Raw genomic sequence first — 23,227 nt, 5'->3', positions numbered from 1 at the left:
AAGCGGTGTCCGGGACACCGGAGGGCGAAGTCGCAACCGACCGAAGGGAGTACTGGTGGCGAAGGTCCTCGGGGTCAACGCGCTGTTCCACGACCCGGCGGCCGCCGTGGTCGTCGACGGCGTGACGGTCGCCGCAGCCGAGGAGGAGCGCTTCTCGCGCCGCAAGCACGGCCACCGGCCGGTGCCGTTCGCGGCCTGGGAGCTGCCGGAGCTCGCGGCGCGCTGGTGCCTGGCCGCGTCCGGCCTCGACGTGGCCGACCTCGATGCGGTCACGTACTCCTTCGACCCCGCGCTCGCGGCGCCGGCCGAGGAGCTCGGGCTCGACGATCCGTGGGACCACCTCCGCCAGACCTACGCCCGCGAGGCGGGCGGCTTCCTCGGCACCGCCCTGCCGGGCCTGGACCCGGCGGCCGTGCGGCACGTGCCGCACCACGTCGCGCACGGCGCCTCGGGCGCCCTGGCCTCGCCGTTCGTCGGCGGGGACGTCGACGTGCTCGTCCTCGACGGGCGCGGGGAGTGCGGCAGCCACCTGGCTGGCACCTACCGCGGCAGCGACCTGACGGTGCACGCCGCCCAGCGGCTCCCCCACTCGCTCGGCCTGCTCTACGAGGACCTCACCGATCACCTCGGCTTCCTGCGCTCGTCCGACGAGTACAAGGTGATGGCGATGGCGTCGTACGGGACGCCGAGGTTCCTGCCCGAGCTCCGGGACCGGGTGCACCACGACGGCGCCGGCGGGTTCCGCACCCTTCCGGTGCACTGGCAGGCACTGGCCAAGCGCCTCGAGCCCGGGGAGGAGTGGAGCGAGGACCACGCGGACCTGGCCGCCAGCGTCCAGGCGCGCCTGGAGGAGGTGCTCGTCGATCTCGCGCGCTGGCTGCGCGGCCGGACGGGCGGGACCCGGCTCGCGATGGCCGGCGGGGTGGCGCTCAACTGCGTCGCCAACACGCGGATCCTCGAGCTGAGCGGGTACGACGAGGTGTGGGTCCAGCCGGCCGCCGGGGACGCCGGGACCGCCCTGGGCGGCGCCCTCCACGTCGCCGGCGAGCTCGGCGACGAGCTGCGGCCGATGCCGGGCGCCGACCTGGGCCGGGGCTGGAGCGACGACGAGCTCGAGCGGTACCTCCGTACGGCGCAGGTGCCCTACGAGCGGCCGGCCGACGTGGCCGAGGAGGTCGCCGAGTGCCTCGCCGCCGACGGCGTCGTCGCCTGGTTCCAGGGGCGCAGCGAGTTCGGGCCCCGGGCCCTCGGCCACCGGTCGCTGCTGGCTCATCCGGGTCGCCGGGAGAACCTCGAGCGGCTCAACGACGTCAAGGGCCGCGAGCAGTTCCGCCCGGTCGCCCCGATGGTGCTGGCCGACCGCGCACCGGCCCTGTTCTCGCGCGGCCCGTTGCCCTCGCCGTACATGCTGTTCGTCCACGACGTGGCGGCGGAGTGGCGGGATCGGATCCCGGCGGTCGTGCACGTCGACGGCACGGCACGCGTGCAGACGGTGGACACCGCCGAGGAGCCGCTGGTGGCCCGGATGCTCGAGGCCTTCGAACGCCGGACCGGGCTCCCGGTCGTCGTGAACACCAGCCTCAACACGGCCGGCCGGCCGATGGTCGACGATCCCCGCGACGCGCTGGAGTGCTTCGGCTCGGCGCCGGTGTCGATGCTCGCGATCGGACCCTTCGCGGTCCGGAGGAGGGGCCGGCCTTGACCCCGATCCCCACGTCCATCGTCGTCCCGACGGTGGGCCGCCGAAGCCTCTCCGTGTTGTGTGACGCACTTGCCGAGCAGACCCGCCCTGTCGATGTCCCGGTGATCGTCGTCGACGACCGGCAGGACGGTCCCGACCTGCACCTCGACGCCGCCGGCCTCGACCTGCGCGTCGTCCGCTCCCGGGGCGGTGGCCCGGCGCGGGCGCGCAACGTGGGGTGGCGCATCGCGCGCTCGGAGTGGGTCTCGTTCCTCGACGACGACGTGGTCCCGGACCCGGACTGGTTCGAGGTGCTCGCCGGCGACCTGGAGCTCGCGGCCTCCGGTGTCGGCAGCACCGGCCGGGTGCGAGTACCGCTGCCCGCGGACCGCCGGCCGACCGACTGGGAGCGCGGGACCGCCGGGCTGGCGCACGCACGGTGGATCACCGCCGACCTGAGCTACCGCCGGGACGCGGTGTCCGCCGTCGGGGGATTCGACGAGCGGTTCCCCAGGGCGTTCCGCGAGGACGCCGACCTCGCGCTGCGGCTCGGGGCGGACCGCGGCACGGTCGTCGCCGGAGCGCGCAGGATCACCCACCCGGTGCGACCGGCCGACGACTGGGCCAGCCTGCGGCAGCAGGCGGGGAACGCCGACGACCGGCTGATGCGCGCTCTGCACGGGCCGGACTGGTGGACCCGTGCCGAGGCGCCGCGCGGGCGGATCCGCCGGCACGCCGCGATGACTGCCGCCGGGCTCGCGGGGCTGGCGGGCCTGGCCAGCCGGCGCCGTCGACTCGCGACGCTGGGTGCGGCCGGCTGGCTCGCCGGCACTGCGGAGCTGGCCTGGGCGCGGATCGCTCCGGGTCCGCGCGACGCCGCGGAGGTACGCCGGATGGTGCTGACCAGCGCCGCGATCCCGGCGGCCGCCTGCTGGCACTGGCTTCGCGGCGAGCTCGCCCACCGGCACGCCCCGCCGTGGCGCGGCCTGCCCGACCTGGTGCTGCTCGACCGCGACGGCACCATCGTCCACGACGTCCCGTACAACGGCGATCCGGCGCTGGTCGAGCCGGTCGCGGGTGCTCGCGCCGCACTCGACCGCCTGCGTGAGCGCGGCGTGCGCCTCGCGGTCGTCACGAACCAGTCGGCCGTCGGTTCCGGCCGGCTCGACCGCAATCAGGTCGACGCGGTCAACGCCCGGGTCGAGGAGCTGCTCGGACCCTTCGAGGCCTGGTACGTGTGCCCGCACGCCCCCGGCGAGGGCTGCTCCTGCCGCAAGCCGGCGCCCGGCCTGGTGAAGCAGGCGTGCGCCGAGCTCGGCGTCGACCCGGCGCGCTGCGTGCTGGTCGGCGACATCGGGTCCGACATCGAGGCGGCGGAGGCCGCGGGCGTGGCAGCCCATCTGGTGCCCACGCCGCAGACCCGGCCGGAGGAGGTCGCCGCGGCGCCGCGCGTCGCCGTGACCCTGTCCGCGGCCGTGGACCGGATCCTGCGGGGCGACTGGTGATGCGCACGCTCGCCGTCCGCCTCGACAGCCTCGGCGACGTGCTGGTCACCGGGCCGGCGATCCGGGCGCTCGCCGCCCGGTCGACGTCGCTGACCCTGCTGTGCGGACCCCGGGGCCGGGCGGCCGCGGAGCTGCTGCCGGGCGTCGACGAGCTGCACTGCTGGCGCAGCCCGTGGGTCGACCCCGAGCCCGGTCCGGTCGACCCCCGGGACATCGGCGACCTGACGGCCGCACTCGCGGCGGAGCGCTTCGACCGCGCGGTCGTGTTCACGTCGTTCCACCAGTCGCCGCTGCCCACGGCGCTCGTGTGCCGGATGGCCGGGATCCCCTGGGTCGGCGCGATCAGCGAGGACTATCCCGGCTCCCTCCTCGACGTCCGCCACCGGGTCGATGACGACCTGCCCGAGCCGGAGCGCGCGCTGTCGCTGGCCCGCGCCTGCGGCGCGACACTCCCCGCCGGCGACGACGGCCGCCTGGCACTCCGTCCGGGTGCGGTCCCATCGACGGACCTCGGCGAGGGGTACGTCGTCCTGCACCCCGGCACGTCGGTGCCCGCGCGGGCCTGGGTGCCGGCCGGCTTCCGGCGGGTGGCCGAGCTCCTCGGGCGCGACGGCCACCGCGTCGTCGTCACGGGCTCCCCGGACGAGCGGGACCTCACGGCCTACGTCACCGGCCGCTCGGAGGCCCGCGATCTCGGCGGGCGCACCGATCTCGCCGGGCTCGCCGGCGTGCTGGCGGGCGCCCGCGCCGTCGTGGTGGGCAACACCGGTCCGGCGCACCTGGCCGCCGCGGTCGGCACCCCGGTCGTGTCGCTGTTCGCGCCGACGGTCCCGCGCGTCCGCTGGGCGCCGTACGGCGTCCCGGTGGTCGTCCTCGGCGACCAGGACGCGCCCTGCCGCGACACCCGCGCCACCCGGTGCCCGGTGCCCGGCCATCCCTGTCTCGCGTCGGTCACGCCGGACGACGTGGTCGCGGCCATCGCGACGCTGAGCGGGCCAGCCCTCCGGCGGCTCGCATGACCAGAAAGGAGGATCCGATGAGACTGGCCCTGGTCTCCGAGCACGCGAACCCACTGGCCGTCCTGGGCGGCGCCGACGCGGGAGGACAGAACGTGCACGTGGCGGCCCTCGCCGCGGGGCTGGCGCGGCGCGGCCACGACGTCACCGTCTACACCCGTCGCGACACCCCGACCGGACCGGACCGCACGGAGACGGCCGACGGGTACGCCGTCGAGCTGGTCGCCGCCGGCCCGCGCGCCGAGGTGCCGAAGGACGAGCTGCTTCCCCATGTCGCCGACCTCGGCGACGGCCTCCGGGAGCGGTGGGACGACGAGCCCCCGGACCTCGTGCACGCGCACTTCTGGATGAGCGGGCTCGCGTCGCTGCGGGCGGCCCGGGGCACGCCCGTCCCGGTGGCCCAGACCTTCCACGCCCTCGGCTCGGTCAAGCGCCGGCAGCAGGGGCTGGCCGACACCAGCCCCCGCAGCCGGATCGACCACGAGCGGCGGCTATGCCGGGACGTCGACCACGTGATCGCCACCTGCTCCGACGAGGTCGCCGAGCTGCGGTCCCTGGGGCTGGCGCCGGGGCGCGCGAGCGTGATCCCGTGCGGCGTCGACACCGACCTGTTCCGGCCCGCCGAACGCCGTGACCCGGACGGGCCGCCCCGGTTGCTCGTGCTGGGCCGCATGGTTCCCCGGAAGGGCATCGGCAACGTCGTGGAGGCGCTCGCGCAGCTGCCCGGAGTCGAGCTCGTCGTCGCCGGCGGCCCCGCGGCGGACGCCCTCGACGCCGACCCGGACATCGCCCGGCTCCGCGAGATCGCCGACGGCGCCGGCGTGGCCGACCGGGTCCGCTTCCTCGGCGGTGTCGGTCGCGAGCAGGTCCCCGGCCTGATCACCGACAGCGACGTCGTGGTGACCGTGCCCTGGTACGAGCCGTTCGGCATCGTGCCGCTCGAGGCGATGGCCTGCGGCCGGCCGGTCGTCGGCGCCGCCGTCGGCGGCCTCCTCGACACGGTCGTCCCGGGCCGGACGGGCGAGCTCGTACCGCCCCGCGACCCGGATGCGCTCGCCGTCGCGGTACGTGACCTGCTGGCCGACCCGGACCGGCGGGCGGCGTACGGGTCGGCCGGGCGCGAGCGCGCGGTCGCCTGCTACGACTGGCGCCAGGTGGTCGAGCAGACCGAGACCACGTACCACGCCCTCGCGGCCAGCACCGACCGAGCGACGGAGGTGGCTCGATGACCTCGGCCCCGCAGTCCCTGGACACGCCGTGCGACCACGTCCACCTCGCCGAGCTGCGCGGCGCCCTCGACCGTTTCGAGGCGTGCGTCGACGTCGCCGACGACTGGGGCGAGCGACTGGCCGCGGTGCTCGACCGCGGCGGCCGGCTGCTGGCCGCCGGCAACGGCGGCAGCGCGGCCCAGGCCCAGCACCTGACCGCCGAGCTGGTCGGGCGCTACCGCGAGGACCGGCCGCCGTACTCGGCGATCTGCCTGACCGCGGAGACCTCCAGCCTCACCGCGATCTGCAACGACTACCCGGCCAGCGAGCTGTTCGCGCGCCAGGTGCAGGCCCACGGCCGGCCCGGCGACGTGCTGGTGCTGATGTCCACCAGCGGCACCAGCGAGAACATCGTCGCCGCCGCCCGCCGCGGCCGCGAGTGCGGGCTCGAGGTCTGGGCGATGACCGGGCCGGCGCCCAACCCCCTGGCGAGCGCGGCGACCGAGTGCTGCGCGGTCGAGGCGCCGTACACCGCCACCGTGCAGGAGCTGCACCTGGTCGCGCTGCACATCCTGTGCGCGGCACTGGACCGCACCCTCGACGTCGGCGTGTCCCGCACGCGGCGGCTGCGGAGGGCCTGAGGTGGACGGGCCCCTCGTCGTCCTCGGCGACGCACTGCTCGACGCGGACCTCGCGGGCCGCGCCGGCCGGATCGCGCCGGACGCGCCGGTCCCGGTGCTCGACGACCTCGAGGAGCGCCAACGGCCCGGAGGCGCGGCCCTCGCGGCCGCGCTCGCCGCGCGGGACGGCGCCGACGTCGTCCTCGTCGCCGCCGTCGGCGACGACGAGGGCGGTACGGCGCTGCGCGGACTGCTCGCCGAGGCCGGCGTCCGCCTGGTCGCGCTGCCGCTGCGCGGCGAGACGCCGGTCAAGCGCCGGGTGCGCGCGGGCGGCCAGTCGCTGCTCCGTCTCGACTCCGGCGGCGGCACGGCAGCCGACCCCGCGCCGGGCGCTCTGGACGTGCTGCACGACGCGTCGGCCGTGCTGGTCTCCGACTACGGCCGCGGCGCCACGTCGCTGCCCGCGGTGCGCGACGCGCTCACGGGGGTGCCGCTCGTCGTGTGGGACCCGCACCCCCGCGGCGCGGACCCCGTCCCCGGCGTCCGCCTCGCCACCCCGAACCGTGCCGAGGCCGCCGTCCTCGCGACCCGTCTCGGCGGCGGTTCACCGCGGCCCGGTCTGGGCGCCGTCGACGACGACGCGCGCACCTTGCTGGCCGGCTGGCGAGCACACGCGGTCGCGGTCACGCTCGGCCCGGGGGGCGCACTGCTCTCCCACGGCGGGTCCGCGCCCTCGGTCGTGCCCGCGCCGCCGGTGGCCGTCACCGACCCGTGCGGCGCCGGCGACCGGCTCGCGTCGGCCGCGGCCCTCGCGATCGCCGGCGGTGCCTTGCCCTCGGAGGCCGTGCAGGCCGGGGTGCTCGCGGCCTCGGAGTTCCTCGCCCGCGGCGGTGCCGCCGGGTACGCCGCCACGGACGTCACGACCGGCAGCGGGCTCGAGCGGGTCGACCGGGTCCGCGCGGCGGGCGGCACCGTGGTCGCCACCGGCGGCTGCTTCGACCTGCTGCACGCCGGCCACGTCGCGACCCTCCGGGCCGCCCGAGCCCTCGGCGACTGCCTGGTCGTGTGCCTGAACTCCGACGCCTCGGTGCGTCGGCTCAAGGGCGACACCCGGCCGCTCGTACCCGAGGCCGACCGGGCCCGCGTCCTCGAGGCGCTCGAGCCGGTCGACGCCGTCGTCGTGTTCGAGGAGGACACGCCGCTCGCGGCGATCCGCTCGCTGCGACCGGACGTGTGGGCGAAGGGCGGCGACTACGCGGGGGCGGACCTGCCGGAGGCCCCGCTGCTCGAGCAGTGGGGCGGGCAGACCGTGGTGCTGCCGTACCTCGACGGGCGCTCGACGACCGCCCTGCTCGCCACCGCCGCGGAGCGGAGCCGCCGTTGACCGGACGGGCCCTCTTCCTGCGGGCGCTGGGGCTGGGCGACTTCCTGACCGGCGTTCCCGCGCTGCGGGCGGCGCGCCGTGCCCTGCCCGGGCACGAGATCGTGCTGGCCGCTCCCGAGGTCCTGCGGCCACTCGTCGAGGGGTGCGGCGCCGTCGACACCCTGCTGCCGACCGGCGAGCTCGAGCCCGTCCCGTGGACGCCACCACCGCCCGAGCTCGCCGTCGACCTGCACGGCAACGGCCCTGCGAGCCGTCGGCTGCTCGACGTCCTCGGCGCGGATCGGGTCGTGGCCTACGCCGGTGACGGGCCCGCCTGGGACCCCGACGAGCACGAGCGGGCGCGCTGGTGCCGGCTCGTGTCCTGGGCGCTCGGCGTCGAGCCGGACCCGGACGACCTGCGTCTGCCGGCTCCGGGGCCGACCGCCGACGCGGGTGCGGTCGTCGTCCACGCCGGCGCCGCGTCGGCGAGCCGTCGGTGGCCGGCGGACCGGTACGCCGCGGTCGCGCACTGGGCGGCGGCGGCCGGGGAACGGGTGGTGCTCACCGGCGGTGCGAGCGAGGTCGGTGTCGCCGAGCAGGTCCGCTCGCTCGCCGGCCTGCCCGCCGACGCGGTGCTGGCCGGCCGCACGGACCTCGGTGGGTTGGCCGCCGTCGTCGCCCACGCCCGGCTCGTCGTCTGCGGCGACACCGGCGTCGCGCACCTCGCGTCGGCGTACGGTACGCCGTCGGTGGTGCTGTTCGGCCCGACCCCGCCGCACCGGTGGGGACCGCCGAGCAGTGGCCCGCACTCCGCGCTGTGGCACGGGTCCACGGTCGGCGATCCCCACGCGGGGCGGCCCGACCCGGCGCTGCTGCAGATCGGCGTGGGCGAGGTCGTCGACGTCGCGTCGGTCAGGCTGGAACGCGCTCGGGACGCCCTCGGGCGGCCATCCACTCGATCGTCCGCGTGAGGCCGTCGTCGAGCGGCGTGCGCGGCCGCCAGCCGAGCAGGCCCTCGGCCTGGGTCAGGTCGGGGCGCCGCACCTGCGGGTCGTCCTGCGGCAGCGGCACGTGCTCGATGGTCGACGAAGACCGGGTGATCTGGATGACGCGGCGGGCCAGGTCGAGCACGGTGATCTCGACGTCACCGCCGATGTTGACCGGGCCGGCTTCGCCCGATGCGGCGAGCCGCACCAACCCGTCGACGGTGTCGCCGACCCAGCACAGCGACCGGGTCTGGCTGCCGTCGCCGGCGACCGTCAGCGGCTCACCGGCCAGCGCCTGCTGGACGAACGCCGGCACGACGCGCCCGTCGGCCAGGGCCATCCGCGGCCCGTAGGTGTTGAAGATCCGGGCGATCGTGGTGTCCGTACCCCGGGCCCGGCGGTACGCCGCGGTGCTCGCCTCGGCGAACCGCTTCGCCTCGTCGTACACGCTGCGCGGGCCGATCGGGTTGACGTTGCCCCAGTAGCTCTCGTGCTGCGGGTGCTCGAGCGGGTCGCCGTACACCTCCGACGTGGAGCCGAGCAGGAACCGGGCACCGGTCCGCGCAGCCAGGTCGAGCGCGTGGGTCGTGCCGACGCTGCCGGTCCGCAGCGTCTCGAGCGGGAGCCGCAGGTAGTGCACCGGCGAGGCGACCGAGGCGAGGTGGAAGACCATGTCGACGTGGCCGTCGACGGGGATGCCGTCGCACACGTCGGCCCGCACGACCGTGAACCGCGGATGGGCTTCCAGCGATGCGACGTTCTCGCGCGACCCGGTGACGAGCGAGTCGACGCAGACGACGGTGGCGCCCTCCCCGACCAGCCGCTCGCAGAGCCAGGAGCCGAGGAAGCCGGCGCCGCCGGTGACGACGATCCGCGCGCCGTCGGCCTCAGCGACCACGTCAGACGCTCGTGGCGGTGCCGACGCTGCGGCGCACCTGCTGCAGCCCGACGGCGCCCAGCACGACCATGCCGACCGCGAGCACGAAGTGCAGCCAGTCGTCGGCGGTGTTCAGCGGCACGAAGTTCGCGCTGCTCCCCTTGTCGACCACGAGCCCGTAGATCCAGAGCACGGCGTACACGAGTCCGCCGATCAGCAGGTACCAGCCCGCCGAGGCGGCCGCGCGGGCGGCGGCCAGGCCGACCACGCCGAACGCGAGGTGCACGATGTTGTGGAGGATCGACACCTCGAAGATGCCGAACAGCTTGGCCTCGCTCTCGTGGCCCGCGAACGTCATGTCGCCGTAGTTCGTGGTGATCCCCGGGATGAACCCCAAGATGCCCACGAGCAGGAACGTCGCGCCGACGACCATGGCGGCGGTGGGCAGCCAGGTCGGCGGGTTCGTCAGGTGGTGGGAACTGCTCATGCCGTCCGGTAACCGCCGCCGGACATGCCATGCACACCCGGCCGGGTGGTGTGGCCCGGCTACTCCCAGAACGCCCGGAGCTCCAAGCGACCGGCCGCCGCCATCGGGTGCCGGGACGCGACCTCGACCGCCTCGTCGAGGTCGGCGCACTCGAGGACGTCGAAGCCCGCGATCCACTCGTTGGTCTCGGCGAACGGCCCCTCGGTGACGAGGAGCGAGCCCTCCCGGCGTCGTACGACGCGGGCCTCGGCCGCCGGGCGCAGCCGTTCTCCGATCACCCGGATGCCGGCCGCGTCGTTCTTCTCCACCCACTCCTCCACCGGCACGGTGCCGGTCGGGTCGGGGTTCTCGGGGCGGTCGGGATCCATGGCGACGAGCATCAGGAACTTCATCTGTCCTCCAGGGGTGTGTCGGTTGTACCTCGATGACGTGCGGGCCGACCGCGAATCGACAGCGGACTCAGCGCAGTCTCCGCCGGTCGTCCGCCAGCCGGACCGTCCGGCCGGTCGCATCGAGATGGGCGAGCAGCGGGAGCGCCACCCGGCGGCTGGTGCCCAGGGCCAGGCGGGCCTCGCTCGCCGTGAACGGCTGCTCGAGCTCCGCGAGCACGGCGACCGCGCGGTCGTCGGCGCCGGGCAGGAGCACCACGCGCTCGTCGACGCGCAGCAGCCGGCCCGCGCGGTGCAGGGTGGCCAGGGCGACGTGGTCGAGACCGAGCTCGTCGAGGCGACCGGCCTCGGGAGCAGCGAACCCGGACAGCTCCTCCGCGAGCACCGCCGCGGCCTTCGCGAGGTGCTCGGGCAGCCCACCGGGACCGACGACCCGTCCCCCGTCGATCCTCAGCGGGGGCGCGACCAGGGCGGTCACGATCGCGGAGTCCGGCAGGCCGAGCGCGTTCGCGGCCTCGCCGGGAGCGACCGGGCGATCGGCGAGCGCGGCCAGCCGGCCCCGCAGGTCGGCGACCAGGTGCGGCGCGACCAGCCAGTCCCCCGCGACGAGCGTGCCCGCCGGCAGCGGCTCCGCGGGCGCACCGATGCGCCGCAGCAGCGAGCGACGCACCACGCCGCGCAGCCGCAGCTCCGCGTCCGGCGTGCCGTCGTGGGTCGCGAGGTCGCGGGGCCGCCGCTCCGGCACGGGGTCGAGGACCTCGACACCCCACACCTGCCGGTTGCCGGGGTCGCGCAGGATGGCGCGGTCGGCGTACCGCAACGGCAACGGACGGTCGAGGACCAGCCGGGCCAGGCCGGAGCCGATGGACCGGGCGCGGGTGCCGACGTGCGTGGACCCGGCGTGCAGGACCGGGCGCTCCGGCGGCTCCCCGTCGCCGGTGAGGCGTACGTCGACCCGCGCCGCCGCCACGAAGGCCCCCGGCGTCACCAGCGCGTCGCCACGGGCGATCTCGGGTGCGTGGCCGCCGAGGTCGAGGGCGACCCGGGCGACCCCGGAGACACGCTCGCGCGGCGCTCCGAGCGCCTCGACCCCGCGGACCCGGGCCTCGGCGCCGTCGACCGCGAGCACGGTCCCCGGCGCGACCGTCCCTGCCGGCAGGGTGCCGGTGACCACGGTGCCCGCGCCGCGCACGTGGAACCTACGGTCGACCCAGAGCCGCACGTCGGCCGCCGGATCAGGGGCGCGCACCGACGCCAGGACCGTGCCCAGTGCCGACCGCAGCTCCGCGATCCCGGCACCGGTCCGGCCGCTCACCACCACCGCTGGGACGCCGGCGAGCGACGTCCTCTCCACCTCTGCGCGGGCCCGGGCGAGCGCGGGCGCGGGGTCGGCGAGGTCGGCCCGGGTCACCACCAGCACGCCGTGCGAGACCCCCAGCGCGTCCAGCGCGGCGAGGTGCTCGGCCGCCTGCGGCATCCAGGGGTCGTCGGCGGCGACGACCAGCATCGCGACGGGCACCGGCCCGACCCCGGACAGCATCGTGGTCACGAACCGCTCGTGGCCCGGCACGTCGACGAAGGCCACCTCGCCGACCGGGTCGACCGTGGTCCAGCAGTAGCCGAGCTCGATGGTCAGGCCGCGCCGCTTCTCCTCCGCGAGCCGGTCCGGGTCCTGCCCGGTCAGTGCCCGCACCAGCGTGGACTTCCCGTGGTCCACGTGCCCGGCGGTGGCGACGACGTGCATCAGCCCATCACCCGGCGGACCGCCTCCACGAGCACGTCGTCGAGGTCGACCGGGACGGTCAGCAGGTCGAGCAGCAGCCGCCCGTCGTGCACGTGCCCGACGACCGCCGGGTCGCCCAGCCGCAGCGCCTTCGCGAGGTCGGGAGGGAGCGCGACGGCCGCGGAGGAGAGGGGTACGCCGGGCGCGCCGCCGCCCCCGACCCGTCCCTCCGAGGCGATCGCGACGCCACCGAGCGCCTCCGCGATCCGCCGCGCCCGGGCGAGCAGCTCCCCGGGTCGGGTGGCGAGCGCGGCCGCGACGGGCGGCGGGGGTCCGGTGAGCGTGGCCTCGAGGGCCGCCAGCGTGAGCTTGTCGACGCGGAGCGCGCGGGCGAACGGGTGCCGGCGCAGCCGCTGCACCAGCTCCGCCTCCCCGAGGAGCAGGCCGCACTGCGGCCCGCCGAGGAGCTTGTCGCCCGACGAGGTGACGAGCGACGCACCGTCGCGCAGGACCGTGGCGGCGTCCGGCTCGTCGGGGAGCCGCGGGTGCGGGGCGAGCAGCCCCGAGCCGATGTCCACGACGACCGGGACGCCGAGCGCGGTCAGCTCGGCCACGGGCACCGAGGACGTGAAGCCCTCGACGCGGAAGTTGGAGGGGTGCACCTTGAGCACCAACGCCGTGTCCGGCCCGACCGCGGCCTCGTAGTCGGCGAGCCGCACCCGGTTCGTCGTACCGACCTCGCGCAACCGCACGCCCAGCGACTCCAGCAGCTCCGGGATCCGGAAGCCGTCGCCGATCTCGACCAGCTCGCCCCGCGCGATCACCACCTCGCGACCCTGCGCGAGCGCGCACGCGACCAGCGCCAGTGCGGCCGCGCCGTTGTTGACGACGTGCACACCGCCGGCACCGGGTACGGCGGCCGCCAGGGCCGCCAGGGCACCGGACCCGCGCGGGCCGCGGCGCCCGGTCGCGAGGTCGAGCTCGACGTCGGTCGCACCCGCGGCCACGCCGACCGCCTCGACCGCGGCGGCGGAGAGCGGCGCCCGGCCGAGGTTGGTGTGGACGACGATGCCGGTCGCGTTGATCACCGGACGCAGCGACGTGGGCGCCGCGGGCAGCCGGGCGAGCACGGCCGGTACCACGTCGGCGGGTGCGAGCGCGCCGTTCCGGCAGTCCTCCAGCACCGCGACGACGACCGCCTTCACGCGCCCCCGGCCGAGACGGCCGACGGCCGCGGCGACCCCGGGCTCGGCGAGCACCGCGTCCGTGCGCGGCGTGCTCCGGCGCGGGTCCTCGGACACGGGCGGCTCCCCAGGAGTGGGCACGGTTGACTTGGCGGAGGCGGACGGGAATCGAACCCGCCTGACCGGGAGTGCCCGGCCACTACGGTTTTGAGGACCGCGCCCGTCACCAGACGGGAAACGCCTCCGTGTAGAACCCTAGTCGGCTGGTTACTGTGGGCCTCGTGGAGTTCCTGGGCTGGCCGCTGGTGCGGCAGGTCACCGGTCGTGACCGGCTCGGCCGCGGTCACGCGGCGATGTCGCGCCGCAGCGAGACGCTGGAGCCCCGCACCGTCCAGGCCGACCGGGTCGTCGACTCGGTGTGCCCGTTCTGCGCCGTCGGCTGCGCGCAGAAGGTCTTCGTCAAGGACGGCGAGGTCACCCAGATCGAGGGCAGCCCGGCCAGCCCGATCTCGCGGGGCCGGCTGTGCCCGAAGGGCAGCGCGAGCAAGCAGTTGGTGACGAGCCCGACCCGCGTCACGAAGGTGCGCTACCGGCGCCCGTTCGCCACGGAGTGGGAGGACCTCGACCTCGACACCGCGGTCGACATGATCGCGGACCGCGTGATCAAGACCCGCAAGGAGTTCTGGGAGTGGGAGGCGGACGGCCGCCGCACCCGCCGCACGCTCGGCATCGCCAGCCTCGGAGGAGCGACCCTCGACAACGAGGAGAACTACCTCATGAAGAAGCTCTACACGGCGATGGGCGCGATCCAGATCGAGAACCAGGCGCGGATATGACACTCCTCCACGGTGCCCGGTCTGGGTACCTCGTTCGGCCGTGGTGGGGCCACCACCTTCCTGCAGGACCTGAGCAACGCTGACTGCATCCTCATCGAGGGCTCCAACATGGCCGAGGCCCATCCCGTGGGCTTCCAGTGGGTCATGGAGGCGAAGCGCCGCGGCGCGACGGTGATCCACGTCGACCCGCGGTTCACGCGGACGTCGGCCGTCGCCGACCTGCACGTGCCGATCCGCGCGGGCTCGGACATCGCGTTCCTCGGCGGGCTCGTCAACCAGGTCCTGAGCAACGACCTGGACTTCCGCGAGTACGTCGTGGCGTACACCAACGCCGCCAACATCATCGAGGACGACTTCCGGGACACCGAGGACCTCGACGGACTGTTCTCCGGGTTCGACCCCGAGACCGGCCAGTACGACCCGGACTCCTGGTCCTACGTCCCGGACAGCCGGCGCGACGTCGAGGACGAGGAGCGCCGGGACCAGGCGTACTCCGGCGGGAGCAGCCACGGGGAGTCCCACCAGGCCGCGCGCTCGGAGTCCCACGGCTCCGGTGGTGCGCCGGTCAAATGGAAGGGCCGGCGCGACGAGACCCTGCAGGATCCGAGCTGCGTCTTCCAGATCCTCAAGCGCCACTTCGCGCGCTACACGCCCGAGGTCGTGCAGGAGGTCTGCGGGATCGAGCCCGACCAGCTCCGCCGGGTCGCGGAGGCGCTGACGAGCAACAGCGGCCGCGAGCGCACGTCGGCGTTCTGCTACGCGGTCGGCTGGACCCAGCACAGCGTGGGCGCCCAGATGATCCGCACGGCGTCGATCCTCCAGCTGCTGCTCGGCAACATCGGCCGGCCGGGCGGCGGGATCATGGCGCTGCGCGGCCACGCGAGCATCCAGGGCTCGACCGACATCCCGACCCTGTTCAACATCCTGCCCGGCTACCTCCCGATGCCGAACGCCAAGCAGCACCAGTCGCTGGACGAGTGGGTCCGCGACGACGAGGGCAAGGCCGGCTTCTGGGGCAACATCCGGTCGTACGCCGTCAGCCTGCTCAAGTCCTACTGGGGCGACGCCGCCACGCCGGACAACGACTTCTGCTTCGACTACCTGCCGCGGATCACCGGCGACCACTCGACGTACTCCACCGTGCTGGCGATGATCGAGGGCCGTTGCAAGGGCTACTTCCTCGTCGGCGAGAACCCCGCCGTCGGCTCCAGCAACGGCAAGATGCAGCGGCTCGGGATGGCGGCGCTGGACTGGCTGGTCGTCCGCGACCTCCAGATGATCGAGTCGGCGACGTTCTGGAAGGACGGGCCGGAGATCGAGACCGGCGAGCTGGTCACCGAGGAGATCGGCACCGAGGTGTTCTTCCTGCCGGCGGCGACGCACGTCGAGAAGGCCGGCTCGTTCACGCAGACGCAGCGGATGCTCCAGTGGCGGGACAAGGCCGTCGAGCCACCCGGCGACTGCCGCAGCGACCTCCAGTTCTACTACGAGCTCGGCACCCGGATCCGGCAGAAGCTCGAGGGGTCCTCCGACGAGATGGACCGGCCGCTGCTCGACCTGGCGTGGGACTACCCGCTCGACGACGAGGGCGACCCGGACGCGGAGGCGGTGCTGCGCGAGATCAACGGCACCGGGCCGGACGGCGAGGTGCTGTCGGCCTACACGCAGCTGAAGCCGGACGGCTCGACCAGGTGCGGGTGCTGGATCTACTGCGGCGTGTACGCCGACGACGTCAACCAGGCGCGGCGCCGCAAGCCGCACTGGGAGCAGGACCAGGTGGCCGCGGAGTGGGGCTGGGTCTGGCCCGCGAACCGGCGGATCCTCTACAACCGCGCGTCCGCCGCCCCGGACGGCACGCCGTGGAGCGAGCGGAAGCGCTACGTCTGGTGGGACGCGGAGGCCGACGACGGCAAGGGGAGGTGGACCGGTGCCGACGTGCCGGACTTCGTGCCGGACCGGGCGCCGGACTTCGTGCCCGAGGAGGGCGCGAAGGGCCCGGACGCGATCGGCGGCCGGGACCCGTTCATCATGCAGACCGACGGCAAGGCCTGGCTGTTCGCCCCGCTCGGGCTGGCCGACGGTCCGATGCCGACGCACTACGAGCCGGCCGAGTCGCCGGTGCGCAACCCGCTCTACGGCCAGCAGAACAACCCGACCCGCAAGAGGATGGAGGTCCCGCAGAACCCGCTCAACCCCAGCTGGAGCGACGTGTTCCCGTACGTCTTCACGACGTACCGGCTCACCGAGCACCACACCGCCGGCGGCATGAGCCGGACCCTCCCCTACCTCGCCGAGCTCCAGCCCGAGCCGTTCTGCGAGGTGTCGCCGCGGCTCGCGGCCGAGCGCGGCCTGGAGAACGGCGGCTGGGCGACGATCGTCACCGGGCGTACGGCGATCGAGGCGCGGGTGCTGGTGACCAGGCGGCTCCGGTCGCTGCGGCTCGGGGACCGGTTCGTCGAACAGGTCGGGCTGCCCTACCACTGGGGGCCCAACGGCATCACCACCGGCGACTCCGCCAACGACCTGGTCAACCTGACCCTGGACCCGAACGTCTACATCCAGGACAAGGTCGGCACCTGCGACATCCGCCCGGGTCGCCGGCCGCGCGGCTCGGCGCTCACCGAGTACGTCGCGGAGTACCGTCGCCGCGCGGCCATGGACGTGCAGAGGGAGGAGACCTGATGGGCAGTCTGTGGGGCCGGCTCGACGACGTCCAGGGCGACGCGGGCTACGGGTCGCCGTCCGACCACCCGCCGCGGATGGGCTTCTTCACCGACACCTCCGTCTGCATCGGCTGCAAGGCCTGCGAGGTCGCGTGCAAGGAGTGGAACTCCGTCCCGGAGGACGGCTACCTACTGACCGGGATGTCCTACGACAACACCCAGGAGCTCGGGGCCTCGACCTGGCGGCACGTCGCGTTCGTCGAGAAGCCGCTCGACGTCCCCGCCGTCGACCTCGGCATGCCCGCGATGGGTGCCCCGGACGCCGAGGGCGTGACGTGGCTGATGTCCTCGGACGTCTGCAAGCACTGCACCCACGCGGCCTGCCTCGACGTGTGCCCGACCGGTGCGCTGTTCCGGACCGAGTTCGGCACGGTCGTCGTACAGCCGGACGTCTGCAACGGGTGCGGCTACTGCGTCCCCGCGTGCCCGTACGGCGTGATCGACCTCCGCAAGGACGACGGCCGCGCGTTCAAGTGCACGCTCTGCTACGACCGGCTCAAGGAGGGCCAGACCCCTGCGTGCGCGCAGGCCTGCCCGACCGAGTCGATCCAGTTCGGCGAGCTGACCGAGCTGCGCGAGCGCGCGGCCCGGCGCGTCGAGGAGCTGCACGACCGGGGCGTCGACGTGGCCCGGCTGTACGGCGCCGACCCGGACGACGGCGTCGGCGGCGACGGCGCGTTCTTCCTGCTGCTCGACGAGCCGGAGGTCTACGGGCTGCCGCCGGACCCGATCGTCACCACGCGCGACCTGGGGTCGATGTGGCGGCACGTCGGTGCGGCCGCCGCGACGCTGGTCGGCCTCGGCGTCGCCTCGTTCCTGGGGAGGCGCCGGTGAGGGAGCAGTCGATGGTCCCCGAGCCGGAGTTCGAGTCCTACTACGGCCGGCCGATCCTCAAGCAGCCGACCTGGAAGACGCCGGACGTCCCGCTGTACCTGTTCCTCGGCGGCCTGGCCGGCTGCTCCGCGCTGCTGGCTGAGGGCGCTGCCGCCACCGGCCGGCCGGACCTCGAGCGCGTGGCTCGGCTGACGGCCGCGGGCGGCGCGGCCGCGGGCACCGTCGCCCTGGTGCACGACCTGGGCCGGCCCGAGCGGTTCCTCAACATGCTGCGGGTGTTCAAGCCGACCTCGCCGCTCTCGGTCGGCTCGTTCATCCTCGCGCCGTTCAGCGCGCTCTCCGGAGCCGCGGCCGCGACCGAGGTCACGGGCCGGTTCCCCCGGCTCGGCCGGCTCGCGGGAGCCGGCGCCGCCGCGTTCGGGCCGCCGCTGGCGACGTACACGGCCGCGCTGCTCGCCAACACCGCGATCCCCGCCTGGCACGAGGCGCACCGGGAGCTCCCGTTCGTGTTCGGCGGGTCCGGCGCCCAGGCCGCCGGCGGCCTGGCGATGCTGCTGGTGCCCTGCGACCAGGCCGCCCCGGCCCGCCGGATGGCGCTCGCGGGCGCCGCGGTCGAGGTCGTCGCGGCCGAGACCATCCTGAAGAAGGGACTGGTCGCCGAGCCCTACCGGATCGGCCGGCCGGGCCGGTTGATGAAGGTCGCCCGCAACGCCACCACGGTCGCGTCCGCGATCACGGTGCTGGCGGGCCGGCGCTCGCGGCTGCTGTCGGCCGTCGCCGGTGCGACGTACGTCGGCGCCTCGCTCGCCACCCGGTTCGGGATCTTCGAGGCCGGGCTCGAGTCCGCGCGTGACCCGAAGTACGTCGTGGTCCCCCAGCGTGAGCGGATGCGCGCCCGCGCCGCGCACTGACGCCCGCGGCCGCCACTTCCCGGGCACTCCTGTCGCTTGGCGGGCGTTGCAACGGCCCATAAGCGCCGGGATCCCCGGCTCACCGGGTATCCATCCCGCGAGCGCCCGCGCCGCGCCCTGACCCCCCGGCGGCCGCCACTTCCCGGGCACTCCTGTCGCTTGGCGGGCGTTGCAACGGCCCATAAGCGCCGGGATCCCCGGCTCACCGGGGTATCCATCCCGCGAGCGCCCGCGCCGCGCACTGACGCCCGCGGCCGCCCCTTCCCGGGCACTCCTGTCGCTTGGCGGGCGTTGCAACGGGCCATAAGCGCCGGGATCCCCGGCTCACCGGGTATCCATCCCGAGAGCGCCCGCGCCGCGCACTGACGCCCGCGGCCGCCCCTTCCCGGGCGCTCCTGTCGCTTGGCGGGCGTTGCAACGGGCCATAAGCGCCGGGATCCCCGGCTCACCGGGTATCCATCCCGCGAGCGCCCGGCACAATGGCGCAGTGACGACTCACGCGCTCAGACTCACCCAGTTCGCGTCCGGCGGCGGCTGCGCCTGCAAGGTCCCGCCCGGTGAGCTCGAGCGGGTGCTCGGTGGCCTCACGCCGGCCGCCGGCGCCGACCTGCTGGTCGGGGTCGAGAACGGCGACGACGGCGCGGTGGTCCGCCTGGACGGGTCTCGTGCCGTGGTCCTCACGGCGGACTTCTTCACCCCGGTCGTCGACGACGCCTACGACTGGGGCCGGATCGCGGCGGCGAACGCGCTCTCCGACGTGTACGCGATGGGCGGCGATCCGCTGGTGGCGGTGAACCTGCTGGCCTGGCCGCGTGACCGGATCCCGTTCGAGCTCGCTGCAGAGGTGCTGCGTGGTGGCGCCGACGTCGCCGTCCTCGCCGGCTGCCACCTCGCCGGTGGGCACACCATCGACGACCCCGAGCCCAAGTACGGGCTGGCCGTCACGGGCATCGCCGACCCGGCCCGGCTGCTGCGCAACGACGCTGGCTCCCCCGGCGTACCACTCACGCTGACCAAGCCGCTCGGCCTCGGCGTCCTCAACAACCGGCACAAGGCCACGGGAGAGGTGTTCCCGGACGCCGTCGACGTGATGACGACCCTCAACCGCGACGCCTCCCGCGCCGCCCTCGCCGCCGGCGCCGTGTGCGCGACGGACGTCACCGGCTTCGGGCTGCTCGGCCACCTCCACAAGCTGTGCCGCGCCTCGGGGGTCTCCGCGGTGGTGGACTCCGCAGCGGTGCCGTACCTGGAGCCGGTGCGGGCGTCGTACGCCGCCGGCTACGTCCCCGGCGGCAGCCGGCGCAACCTGGAGTGGGTGCGCGCGCACCTCGACACCGCGGTGCCGGAGGACGAGCTGGTGCTGCTCGCCGACGCCCAGACGTCCGGCGGCCTGCTCGTCGCCGGCGAGGTGCCCGGCTACCCGGTGATCGGCGAGCTGGTGCCGGCGGGCGACGCCTCGATCGTGGTGCGCTGACGTAGCCAGGTGTTCGTCCCGGCAGCGAGGCCCTTGGCCTTCGGCCGCCCGGCGACCGGGGCGACGGCCAGCGCAGAGCCCTCGGGAAGCGACCACTTCAGCTCGTGGTAGACCCGCGACAGCGTCTCGTCGCTGTCGACGAACAGGAGGCCCGGCGCGGCGACGACCACCTCCCACCACGGGCCGGGCAGGTCCGCGCCGGTCAGGTCGGCGTCGGTCCACGCCATGAAGACGGCCATATCCGGCGGTTCCCCGATGCTCCGCTTGGGCAAACCGGGTACAAACTCGGGACATGACCGACATCGCACCCGCCCTGCCCGCCGACGCCGCCAAGCTCCCCGGCGGGAGCTCGATGCCGTTGCTGGGCTTCGGCACCTGGCAGATCACCGGCGGGGACGCGGTCCGCGCCACGGCCGCCGCGCTGGAGGTGGGCTACCGCCACCTCGACACCGCCACCGTGTACGGCAACGAGGCAGAGGTCGGGCGCGCCCTGGCCGAGAGCGGCGTCGCGCGTGACGACGTGTTCATCACGACCAAGTGCCCGCCCAACCGGGCCGGACGGGAGCGGGAGACGCTCGAGCAGAGCCTGGAGGCGCTGCGCACCGACCACGTCGACCTGTGGCTCATCCACTGGCCGGGTGACGGGGCCGTCAACAGTGACATCTGGCGGGCGTTCGTCGAGGCGCGCGACGCGGGCCTCGCCCGGGAGATCGGCGTCAGCAACTTCGACGTCACTCTGCTCGACGAGGTCACCGGCGCGACCGACGTCGTGCCGGCGGTGAACCAGATCGAGTGGAGCCCCTTCCTCTTCGACAGCGCGACGCTGGACGCGCACCGCGAGCGCGGGATCGTCCTCGAGGGCTACAGCGCCCTGCGGGGCGGCACCCTCGACGACCCCGCCATCGGCGCGATCGCCGAGCGCCTGGGGCGCACGCCGGCGCAGGTGATCATCCGCTGGCACCTCCAGCACGGCGTCGTCGTGATCCCGAAGTCGGTCCACGCGGACCGGATCCGCTCGAACGCCGACGTCGCCGGGTTCAGCCTGAGCGACGAGGACATGGCGGCGATCGACGCCCTGCGTCGCTGACGCTCAGCCGCCGGAAGGATCGCTGGACGGGTCGCTGGACGGGCGCCGCCGCAGGTACGCCGCGGTCTCGGCGTCCTCGACCCGCAGCCGGTCGACGATCTCCCCGCCGTCGCAGCGGCACAGGGCGACCTCGGTCGTGCCGACGGCGTACCAGGTCCCGCCGGACTCCTCCCACCGGATCAGCTGGTCGACCACACTGCCCATGGATCCACCCTAGACTTCGGGTGTCCTGGAGAACGATGCACACGGGGGTGCCTCACGGTGGACGTCCTTGGCGACCGACCGCGTCGCGTCATCACCGCTGAGCAGCGTCAAGCAGTGCTGGACGCCGCCGCCGTGCTCCAGGTGCGGCGTGAGCAGATCGCCGCGGAGCCGGCAGCGGACCGTGTCGCCGTCGACGTGCGGTCCCGGTCTGCCGCGGGCCAGCGGCTGCGGGAGTGGTCGGCGGAGAAGGTGCAACTGTGACGGACCTCGGATTCCCGCCGCGGCAGCTGCTCACCGAGTCCGAGAAGCAGGTTGTCCTCGACGCCGCGGCGCTGCTCCAGGTACGCCGCAGCGAGGTGGCGACGGCGCTGGAGGCGGGTCCGGTGCGGGATGCCGAGATCCTGGCCAGCAGCCAGGATCAGGTGGAGCTGAACCGACTCGTCATCGACCAGTCGTCGCGCTGGCGGGAGCTGCACTCGGTGCGCGCTTGGGCGAACGTCTCCCAGCTGCGGCGCAGCTTGCCGAACAACCGCAGGGTCCTCGAGGGCGGCCTCCGCATGGAGAGCGTCTTCGATGCCCAGGGCACCGGCGTCGGCGCGCTGCTGCTGCTGGCGAACGAGCCGATCGGCAGCTACCTGATGAGCTTCGCACCCGTCACGATGAAGATCGTCGACCGCACCGAGGTCATGCTCCAGGGGCCTGAGCTCGACGGGACCGCCTCGGTCATGGTCGTGCGGTCAGGGGCCTGCCTCGAGGCCGCCTGGCGTTACTGGGAAGCCGTCCGGCGGTTCGCGGTCCCGGCTTCGGACTGGGTCGGTGGTGTCGTCGACCTGACGCCTCGACAACGGCAGGTCGTGGCGCTCATGGCGAGCGGTCTCGGGGACGACGCCATCGCGACGTGGCTTGGCGTCAGCGTGCGGACCGTCCGTGCGGACGTGGCCACGCTGCTCGACCTGCTCGGCGTGCGAACGCGCTTCGCGGCCGGCGTGCGGCTCCAGTTCTGGTCCGACGCTGACGCCGACACCTGATTGCAGGATCCTGCAACGCGCGTGACATGCCGCGGGCGACGCGGTCTCATGACTGCGCAGCGGACCGGTCGACATTCGGGGGAGCCGACCGGGCCGCTGCGCCCTCGGGCGGCCGTCGGGCGGACTGGTCCACGGAACCGGTCCGCGCGACGTCTGCGGCCTGGGCGATCTCCCCACCCACCATGTCCCGAAAACGTGGGAGCCACGGACGGCGGCCTCGGCATCGGGCGCGAGGTGTCCGAGCCTGCGGTACGGCGACCTGCCCGACCACCTTCACGCGAGCCGCAAGCACTGCCGCGGTTGCCCCTCAGACGAGGACGCTCCTGGTGACGCAGTCGTTACCCGGGAAGTCGTCGGGAACCCCTGCCTCGTTCGAGGCGCAGACCCGGACCCTGACGTAGGCTGAGGCCACGTTGTCCGGTTGCACGATCACGACCATGCGGGTGTGCTCCCCTGGCGCCAGGTCGCCGAACTCGCACGCGGGCGAGTCGGGGTTGAAGCTGCTGCCGCTGGTGTTGATGCAGTATTGATCGACCACGGTGCCGTTCCGGACGGCGGTGTAGCCGATGTCGGCGGAGTTGTCGACGATGGCGGCAGGCCCGCGGTTACGCAGCGTGAAGACGAAGACCGCCAGGTGCCCGTACTCCAAGGTGCGCGCGCCACCGGCGACCGCGCCGCTGACTGCCAGATCGGCTGACTCGGGCGACCCGCTGGTGTGTCCCCGGGCACTGACCGCGCCAGCTGTGCTGGCGCTGAGCGCGACGGCGCACGTGGCGGACAAGATGATGTTGATGGACCGGCGCATAGAGCTCAACTCCCGGACGGAGGGTGGGCATCGGACGGTCGCCCGATCCCGGGCACTCGCGAGCACGCACGAAGGCGGCGCCTGAGTTCGGTCGCGAACGGGAAGTCGTCGGGGACGCCACGCACTCATTGCCAGCATCTTCGCCGGCCACCGGGGGCGCATCATCAATATGCGCGAGGCACGGGGCGCGGGCTCGGTCGGTGTCGTTGATTGCTGCTGGAGCTCGGAGAGCCCGCGTCAGGACGCGTCAGAGCGGGCATACACGCGCGGGATCATTCCGGATGCG

The 23,227-nt window shown here is 74.5% G+C and carries 22 protein-coding genes and 1 tRNA gene; 14 read left to right on the top strand and 9 right to left on the bottom strand.

Annotation, left to right across the window (positions count from 1 at the left end; all coding sequences use genetic code 11):
- The first annotated feature begins 55 nt into the window (after positions 1–55).
- From ACVW2K_RS08395 to ACVW2K_RS08365, 7 genes are read left to right on the top strand one after another with little or no spacing between them, the layout of a single operon-like run.
- A complete protein-coding gene (locus ACVW2K_RS08395; protein ID WP_457202195.1) occupies positions 56–1,702 on the top strand; it encodes a carbamoyltransferase family protein in 1,647 nt (548 codons plus the stop codon).
- Positions 1,699–3,186 (top strand): HAD-IIIA family hydrolase, encoded by a 1,488-nt coding sequence (locus tag ACVW2K_RS08390; RefSeq protein ID WP_457202194.1) that lies wholly within the window; start codon positions 1,699–1,701, stop codon positions 3,184–3,186. The genes ACVW2K_RS08395 and ACVW2K_RS08390 overlap by 4 nt, the downstream gene beginning before the upstream one ends.
- Positions 3,186–4,205 (top strand): glycosyltransferase family 9 protein, encoded by a 1,020-nt coding sequence (locus tag ACVW2K_RS08385; RefSeq protein ID WP_036571754.1) that lies wholly within the window; start codon positions 3,186–3,188, stop codon positions 4,203–4,205. The genes ACVW2K_RS08390 and ACVW2K_RS08385 overlap by 1 nt, the downstream gene beginning before the upstream one ends.
- Positions 4,206–4,222: 17 nt before the next feature.
- Positions 4,223–5,431 carry a glycosyltransferase gene (locus ACVW2K_RS08380; protein WP_457202193.1) on the top strand — a complete coding sequence of 403 codons (1,209 nt, stop codon included), beginning with the start codon at positions 4,223–4,225 and terminating at the stop codon, positions 5,429–5,431.
- Positions 5,428–6,051 carry a D-sedoheptulose-7-phosphate isomerase gene (locus tag ACVW2K_RS08375; protein WP_457202192.1) on the top strand — a complete coding sequence of 208 codons (624 nt, stop codon included), beginning with the start codon at positions 5,428–5,430 and terminating at the stop codon, positions 6,049–6,051. Before ACVW2K_RS08380 ends, ACVW2K_RS08375 begins: the two co-directional genes overlap by 4 nt.
- A gap of 1 nt (position 6,052) precedes the next feature.
- Positions 6,053–7,414 (top strand): D-glycero-beta-D-manno-heptose 1-phosphate adenylyltransferase, encoded by a 1,362-nt coding sequence (gene rfaE2 / locus ACVW2K_RS08370; protein WP_028639126.1) that lies wholly within the window; start codon positions 6,053–6,055, stop codon positions 7,412–7,414.
- Entirely contained in the window at positions 7,411–8,364 is a 954-nt protein-coding gene (locus tag ACVW2K_RS08365; protein WP_036571758.1) for a glycosyltransferase family 9 protein, read from the top strand. Before rfaE2 ends, ACVW2K_RS08365 begins: the two co-directional genes overlap by 4 nt.
- Here ACVW2K_RS08365 and ACVW2K_RS08360 read toward each other — a convergent pair.
- The 6 genes from ACVW2K_RS08360 to ACVW2K_RS08335 form a co-directional block, all read right to left on the bottom strand.
- Positions 8,306–9,277: a UDP-glucuronic acid decarboxylase family protein gene (locus ACVW2K_RS08360; RefSeq protein WP_028639127.1), complete on the bottom strand. Its 972-nt coding sequence runs from the start codon at positions 9,275–9,277 to the stop codon at positions 8,306–8,308. The two genes, ACVW2K_RS08365 and ACVW2K_RS08360, sit on opposite strands and share 59 nt — an antisense overlap.
- Before the next feature lies 1 nt (position 9,278).
- Positions 9,279–9,743 (bottom strand): DUF4383 domain-containing protein, encoded by a 465-nt coding sequence (locus tag ACVW2K_RS08355; RefSeq protein ID WP_457202191.1) that lies wholly within the window; start codon positions 9,741–9,743, stop codon positions 9,279–9,281.
- Between the two features lie 59 nt (positions 9,744–9,802).
- Entirely contained in the window at positions 9,803–10,135 is a 333-nt protein-coding gene (locus tag ACVW2K_RS08350) for a YciI family protein (RefSeq protein WP_028639129.1), read from the bottom strand.
- A 67-nt stretch (positions 10,136–10,202) separates the two neighbouring features.
- The gene (locus ACVW2K_RS08345; protein WP_457202190.1) at positions 10,203–11,876 is read right to left on the bottom strand and encodes a SelB domain-containing protein; all 1,674 of its coding nucleotides are present in this window, start codon (positions 11,874–11,876) and stop codon (positions 10,203–10,205) included.
- Positions 11,876–13,156 carry an L-seryl-tRNA(Sec) selenium transferase gene (gene selA / locus ACVW2K_RS08340; RefSeq protein WP_457202189.1) on the bottom strand — a complete coding sequence of 427 codons (1,281 nt, stop codon included), beginning with the start codon at positions 13,154–13,156 and terminating at the stop codon, positions 11,876–11,878. The genes ACVW2K_RS08345 and selA overlap by 1 nt, the downstream gene beginning before the upstream one ends.
- Before the next feature lie 32 nt (positions 13,157–13,188).
- Positions 13,189–13,284, bottom strand: a tRNA-Sec gene (locus ACVW2K_RS08335).
- Positions 13,285–13,311: 27 nt separating this feature from the next.
- Here ACVW2K_RS08335 and fdh point away from each other — a divergent pair.
- The 4 genes from fdh to selD all read left to right on the top strand — a co-directional run bounded on the left by fdh (position 13,312) and on the right by selD (position 19,817).
- Positions 13,312–16,557, top strand: coding sequence for a formate dehydrogenase (gene fdh, locus ACVW2K_RS08330; protein WP_457202188.1), 3,246 nt, complete (start codon positions 13,312–13,314; stop codon positions 16,555–16,557).
- On the top strand, positions 16,557–17,432 hold the full coding sequence (locus ACVW2K_RS08325; RefSeq protein WP_457202187.1) for a 4Fe-4S dicluster domain-containing protein: 876 nt from the start codon (positions 16,557–16,559) through the stop codon (positions 17,430–17,432). Before fdh ends, ACVW2K_RS08325 begins: the two co-directional genes overlap by 1 nt.
- On the top strand, positions 17,429–18,343 hold the full coding sequence (nrfD, locus tag ACVW2K_RS08320; RefSeq protein WP_457202186.1) for an NrfD/PsrC family molybdoenzyme membrane anchor subunit: 915 nt from the start codon (positions 17,429–17,431) through the stop codon (positions 18,341–18,343). Before ACVW2K_RS08325 ends, nrfD begins: the two co-directional genes overlap by 4 nt.
- A gap of 487 nt (positions 18,344–18,830) precedes the next feature.
- The gene (selD, locus tag ACVW2K_RS08315) at positions 18,831–19,817 is read left to right on the top strand and encodes a selenide, water dikinase SelD (protein ID WP_457202185.1); all 987 of its coding nucleotides are present in this window, start codon (positions 18,831–18,833) and stop codon (positions 19,815–19,817) included.
- On the opposite strand, the gene ACVW2K_RS08310 is transcribed toward selD, so the two are convergent.
- Positions 19,760–20,044 carry a hypothetical protein gene (locus tag ACVW2K_RS08310; RefSeq protein ID WP_457202184.1) on the bottom strand — a complete coding sequence of 95 codons (285 nt, stop codon included), beginning with the start codon at positions 20,042–20,044 and terminating at the stop codon, positions 19,760–19,762. The genes selD and ACVW2K_RS08310 overlap by 58 nt on opposite strands.
- 86 nt (positions 20,045–20,130) lie before the next feature.
- Here ACVW2K_RS08310 and ACVW2K_RS08305 point away from each other — a divergent pair, with 86 nt between their 5' ends.
- Positions 20,131–20,904, top strand: coding sequence for an aldo/keto reductase (locus ACVW2K_RS08305; RefSeq protein ID WP_457204054.1), 774 nt, complete (start codon positions 20,131–20,133; stop codon positions 20,902–20,904).
- 3 nt (positions 20,905–20,907) lie between these two features.
- Here ACVW2K_RS08305 and ACVW2K_RS08300 read toward each other — a convergent pair whose 3' ends face one another.
- Positions 20,908–21,108: a hypothetical protein gene (locus ACVW2K_RS08300; protein WP_457202183.1), complete on the bottom strand. Its 201-nt coding sequence runs from the start codon at positions 21,106–21,108 to the stop codon at positions 20,908–20,910.
- A gap of 114 nt (positions 21,109–21,222) precedes the next feature.
- Between ACVW2K_RS08300 and ACVW2K_RS08295 the strand changes: the two genes are divergently transcribed.
- Together ACVW2K_RS08295 and ACVW2K_RS08290 are read left to right on the top strand one after the other, a co-directional pair.
- Complete coding sequence (locus ACVW2K_RS08295) at positions 21,223–21,369, top strand: hypothetical protein (protein WP_155992409.1); 147 nt, start codon at positions 21,223–21,225, stop codon at positions 21,367–21,369.
- A complete protein-coding gene (locus tag ACVW2K_RS08290) occupies positions 21,366–22,136 on the top strand; it encodes a helix-turn-helix domain-containing protein (RefSeq protein ID WP_457202182.1) in 771 nt (256 codons plus the stop codon). The genes ACVW2K_RS08295 and ACVW2K_RS08290 overlap by 4 nt, the downstream gene beginning before the upstream one ends.
- 307 nt (positions 22,137–22,443) lie before the next feature.
- Here the strand turns inward: ACVW2K_RS08290 and ACVW2K_RS08285 are convergent, their stop codons facing one another.
- Complete coding sequence (locus tag ACVW2K_RS08285) at positions 22,444–22,941, bottom strand: hypothetical protein (RefSeq protein ID WP_028639139.1); 498 nt, start codon at positions 22,939–22,941, stop codon at positions 22,444–22,446.
- Positions 22,942–23,227 lie beyond the last annotated feature (286 nt).

Source organism: Nocardioides sp. HB32, assembly GCF_054058995.1.
This window is presented reverse-complemented; position numbering and strand designations above follow the sequence as displayed.

What these genes read in the sequence shown, in the direction of transcription:
- ACVW2K_RS08325 (WP_457202187.1), top strand. Translation starts at nt 16,557, where the DNA reads ATGGGCAGTCTGTGGGGCCGGCTCGACGACGTCCAGGGCGACGCGGGC.
- ACVW2K_RS08380 (WP_457202193.1), top strand. Translation starts at nt 4,223, where the DNA reads ATGAGACTGGCCCTGGTCTCCGAGCACGCGAACCCACTGGCCGTCCTG.
- ACVW2K_RS08285 (WP_028639139.1), bottom strand. Translation starts at nt 22,941, where the DNA reads ATGCGCCGGTCCATCAACATCATCTTGTCCGCCACGTGCGCCGTCGCG.
- ACVW2K_RS08310 (WP_457202184.1), bottom strand. Translation starts at nt 20,044, where the DNA reads ATGGCGTGGACCGACGCCGACCTGACCGGCGCGGACCTGCCCGGCCCG.
- ACVW2K_RS08375 (WP_457202192.1), top strand. Translation starts at nt 5,428, where the DNA reads ATGACCTCGGCCCCGCAGTCCCTGGACACGCCGTGCGACCACGTCCAC.
- ACVW2K_RS08385 (WP_036571754.1), top strand. Translation starts at nt 3,186, where the DNA reads ATGCGCACGCTCGCCGTCCGCCTCGACAGCCTCGGCGACGTGCTGGTC.
- ACVW2K_RS08300 (WP_457202183.1), bottom strand. Translation starts at nt 21,108, where the DNA reads ATGGGCAGTGTGGTCGACCAGCTGATCCGGTGGGAGGAGTCCGGCGGG.
- ACVW2K_RS08355 (WP_457202191.1), bottom strand. Translation starts at nt 9,743, where the DNA reads ATGAGCAGTTCCCACCACCTGACGAACCCGCCGACCTGGCTGCCCACC.
- ACVW2K_RS08350 (WP_028639129.1), bottom strand. Translation starts at nt 10,135, where the DNA reads ATGAAGTTCCTGATGCTCGTCGCCATGGATCCCGACCGCCCCGAGAAC.
- ACVW2K_RS08345 (WP_457202190.1), bottom strand. Translation starts at nt 11,876, where the DNA reads ATGCACGTCGTCGCCACCGCCGGGCACGTGGACCACGGGAAGTCCACG.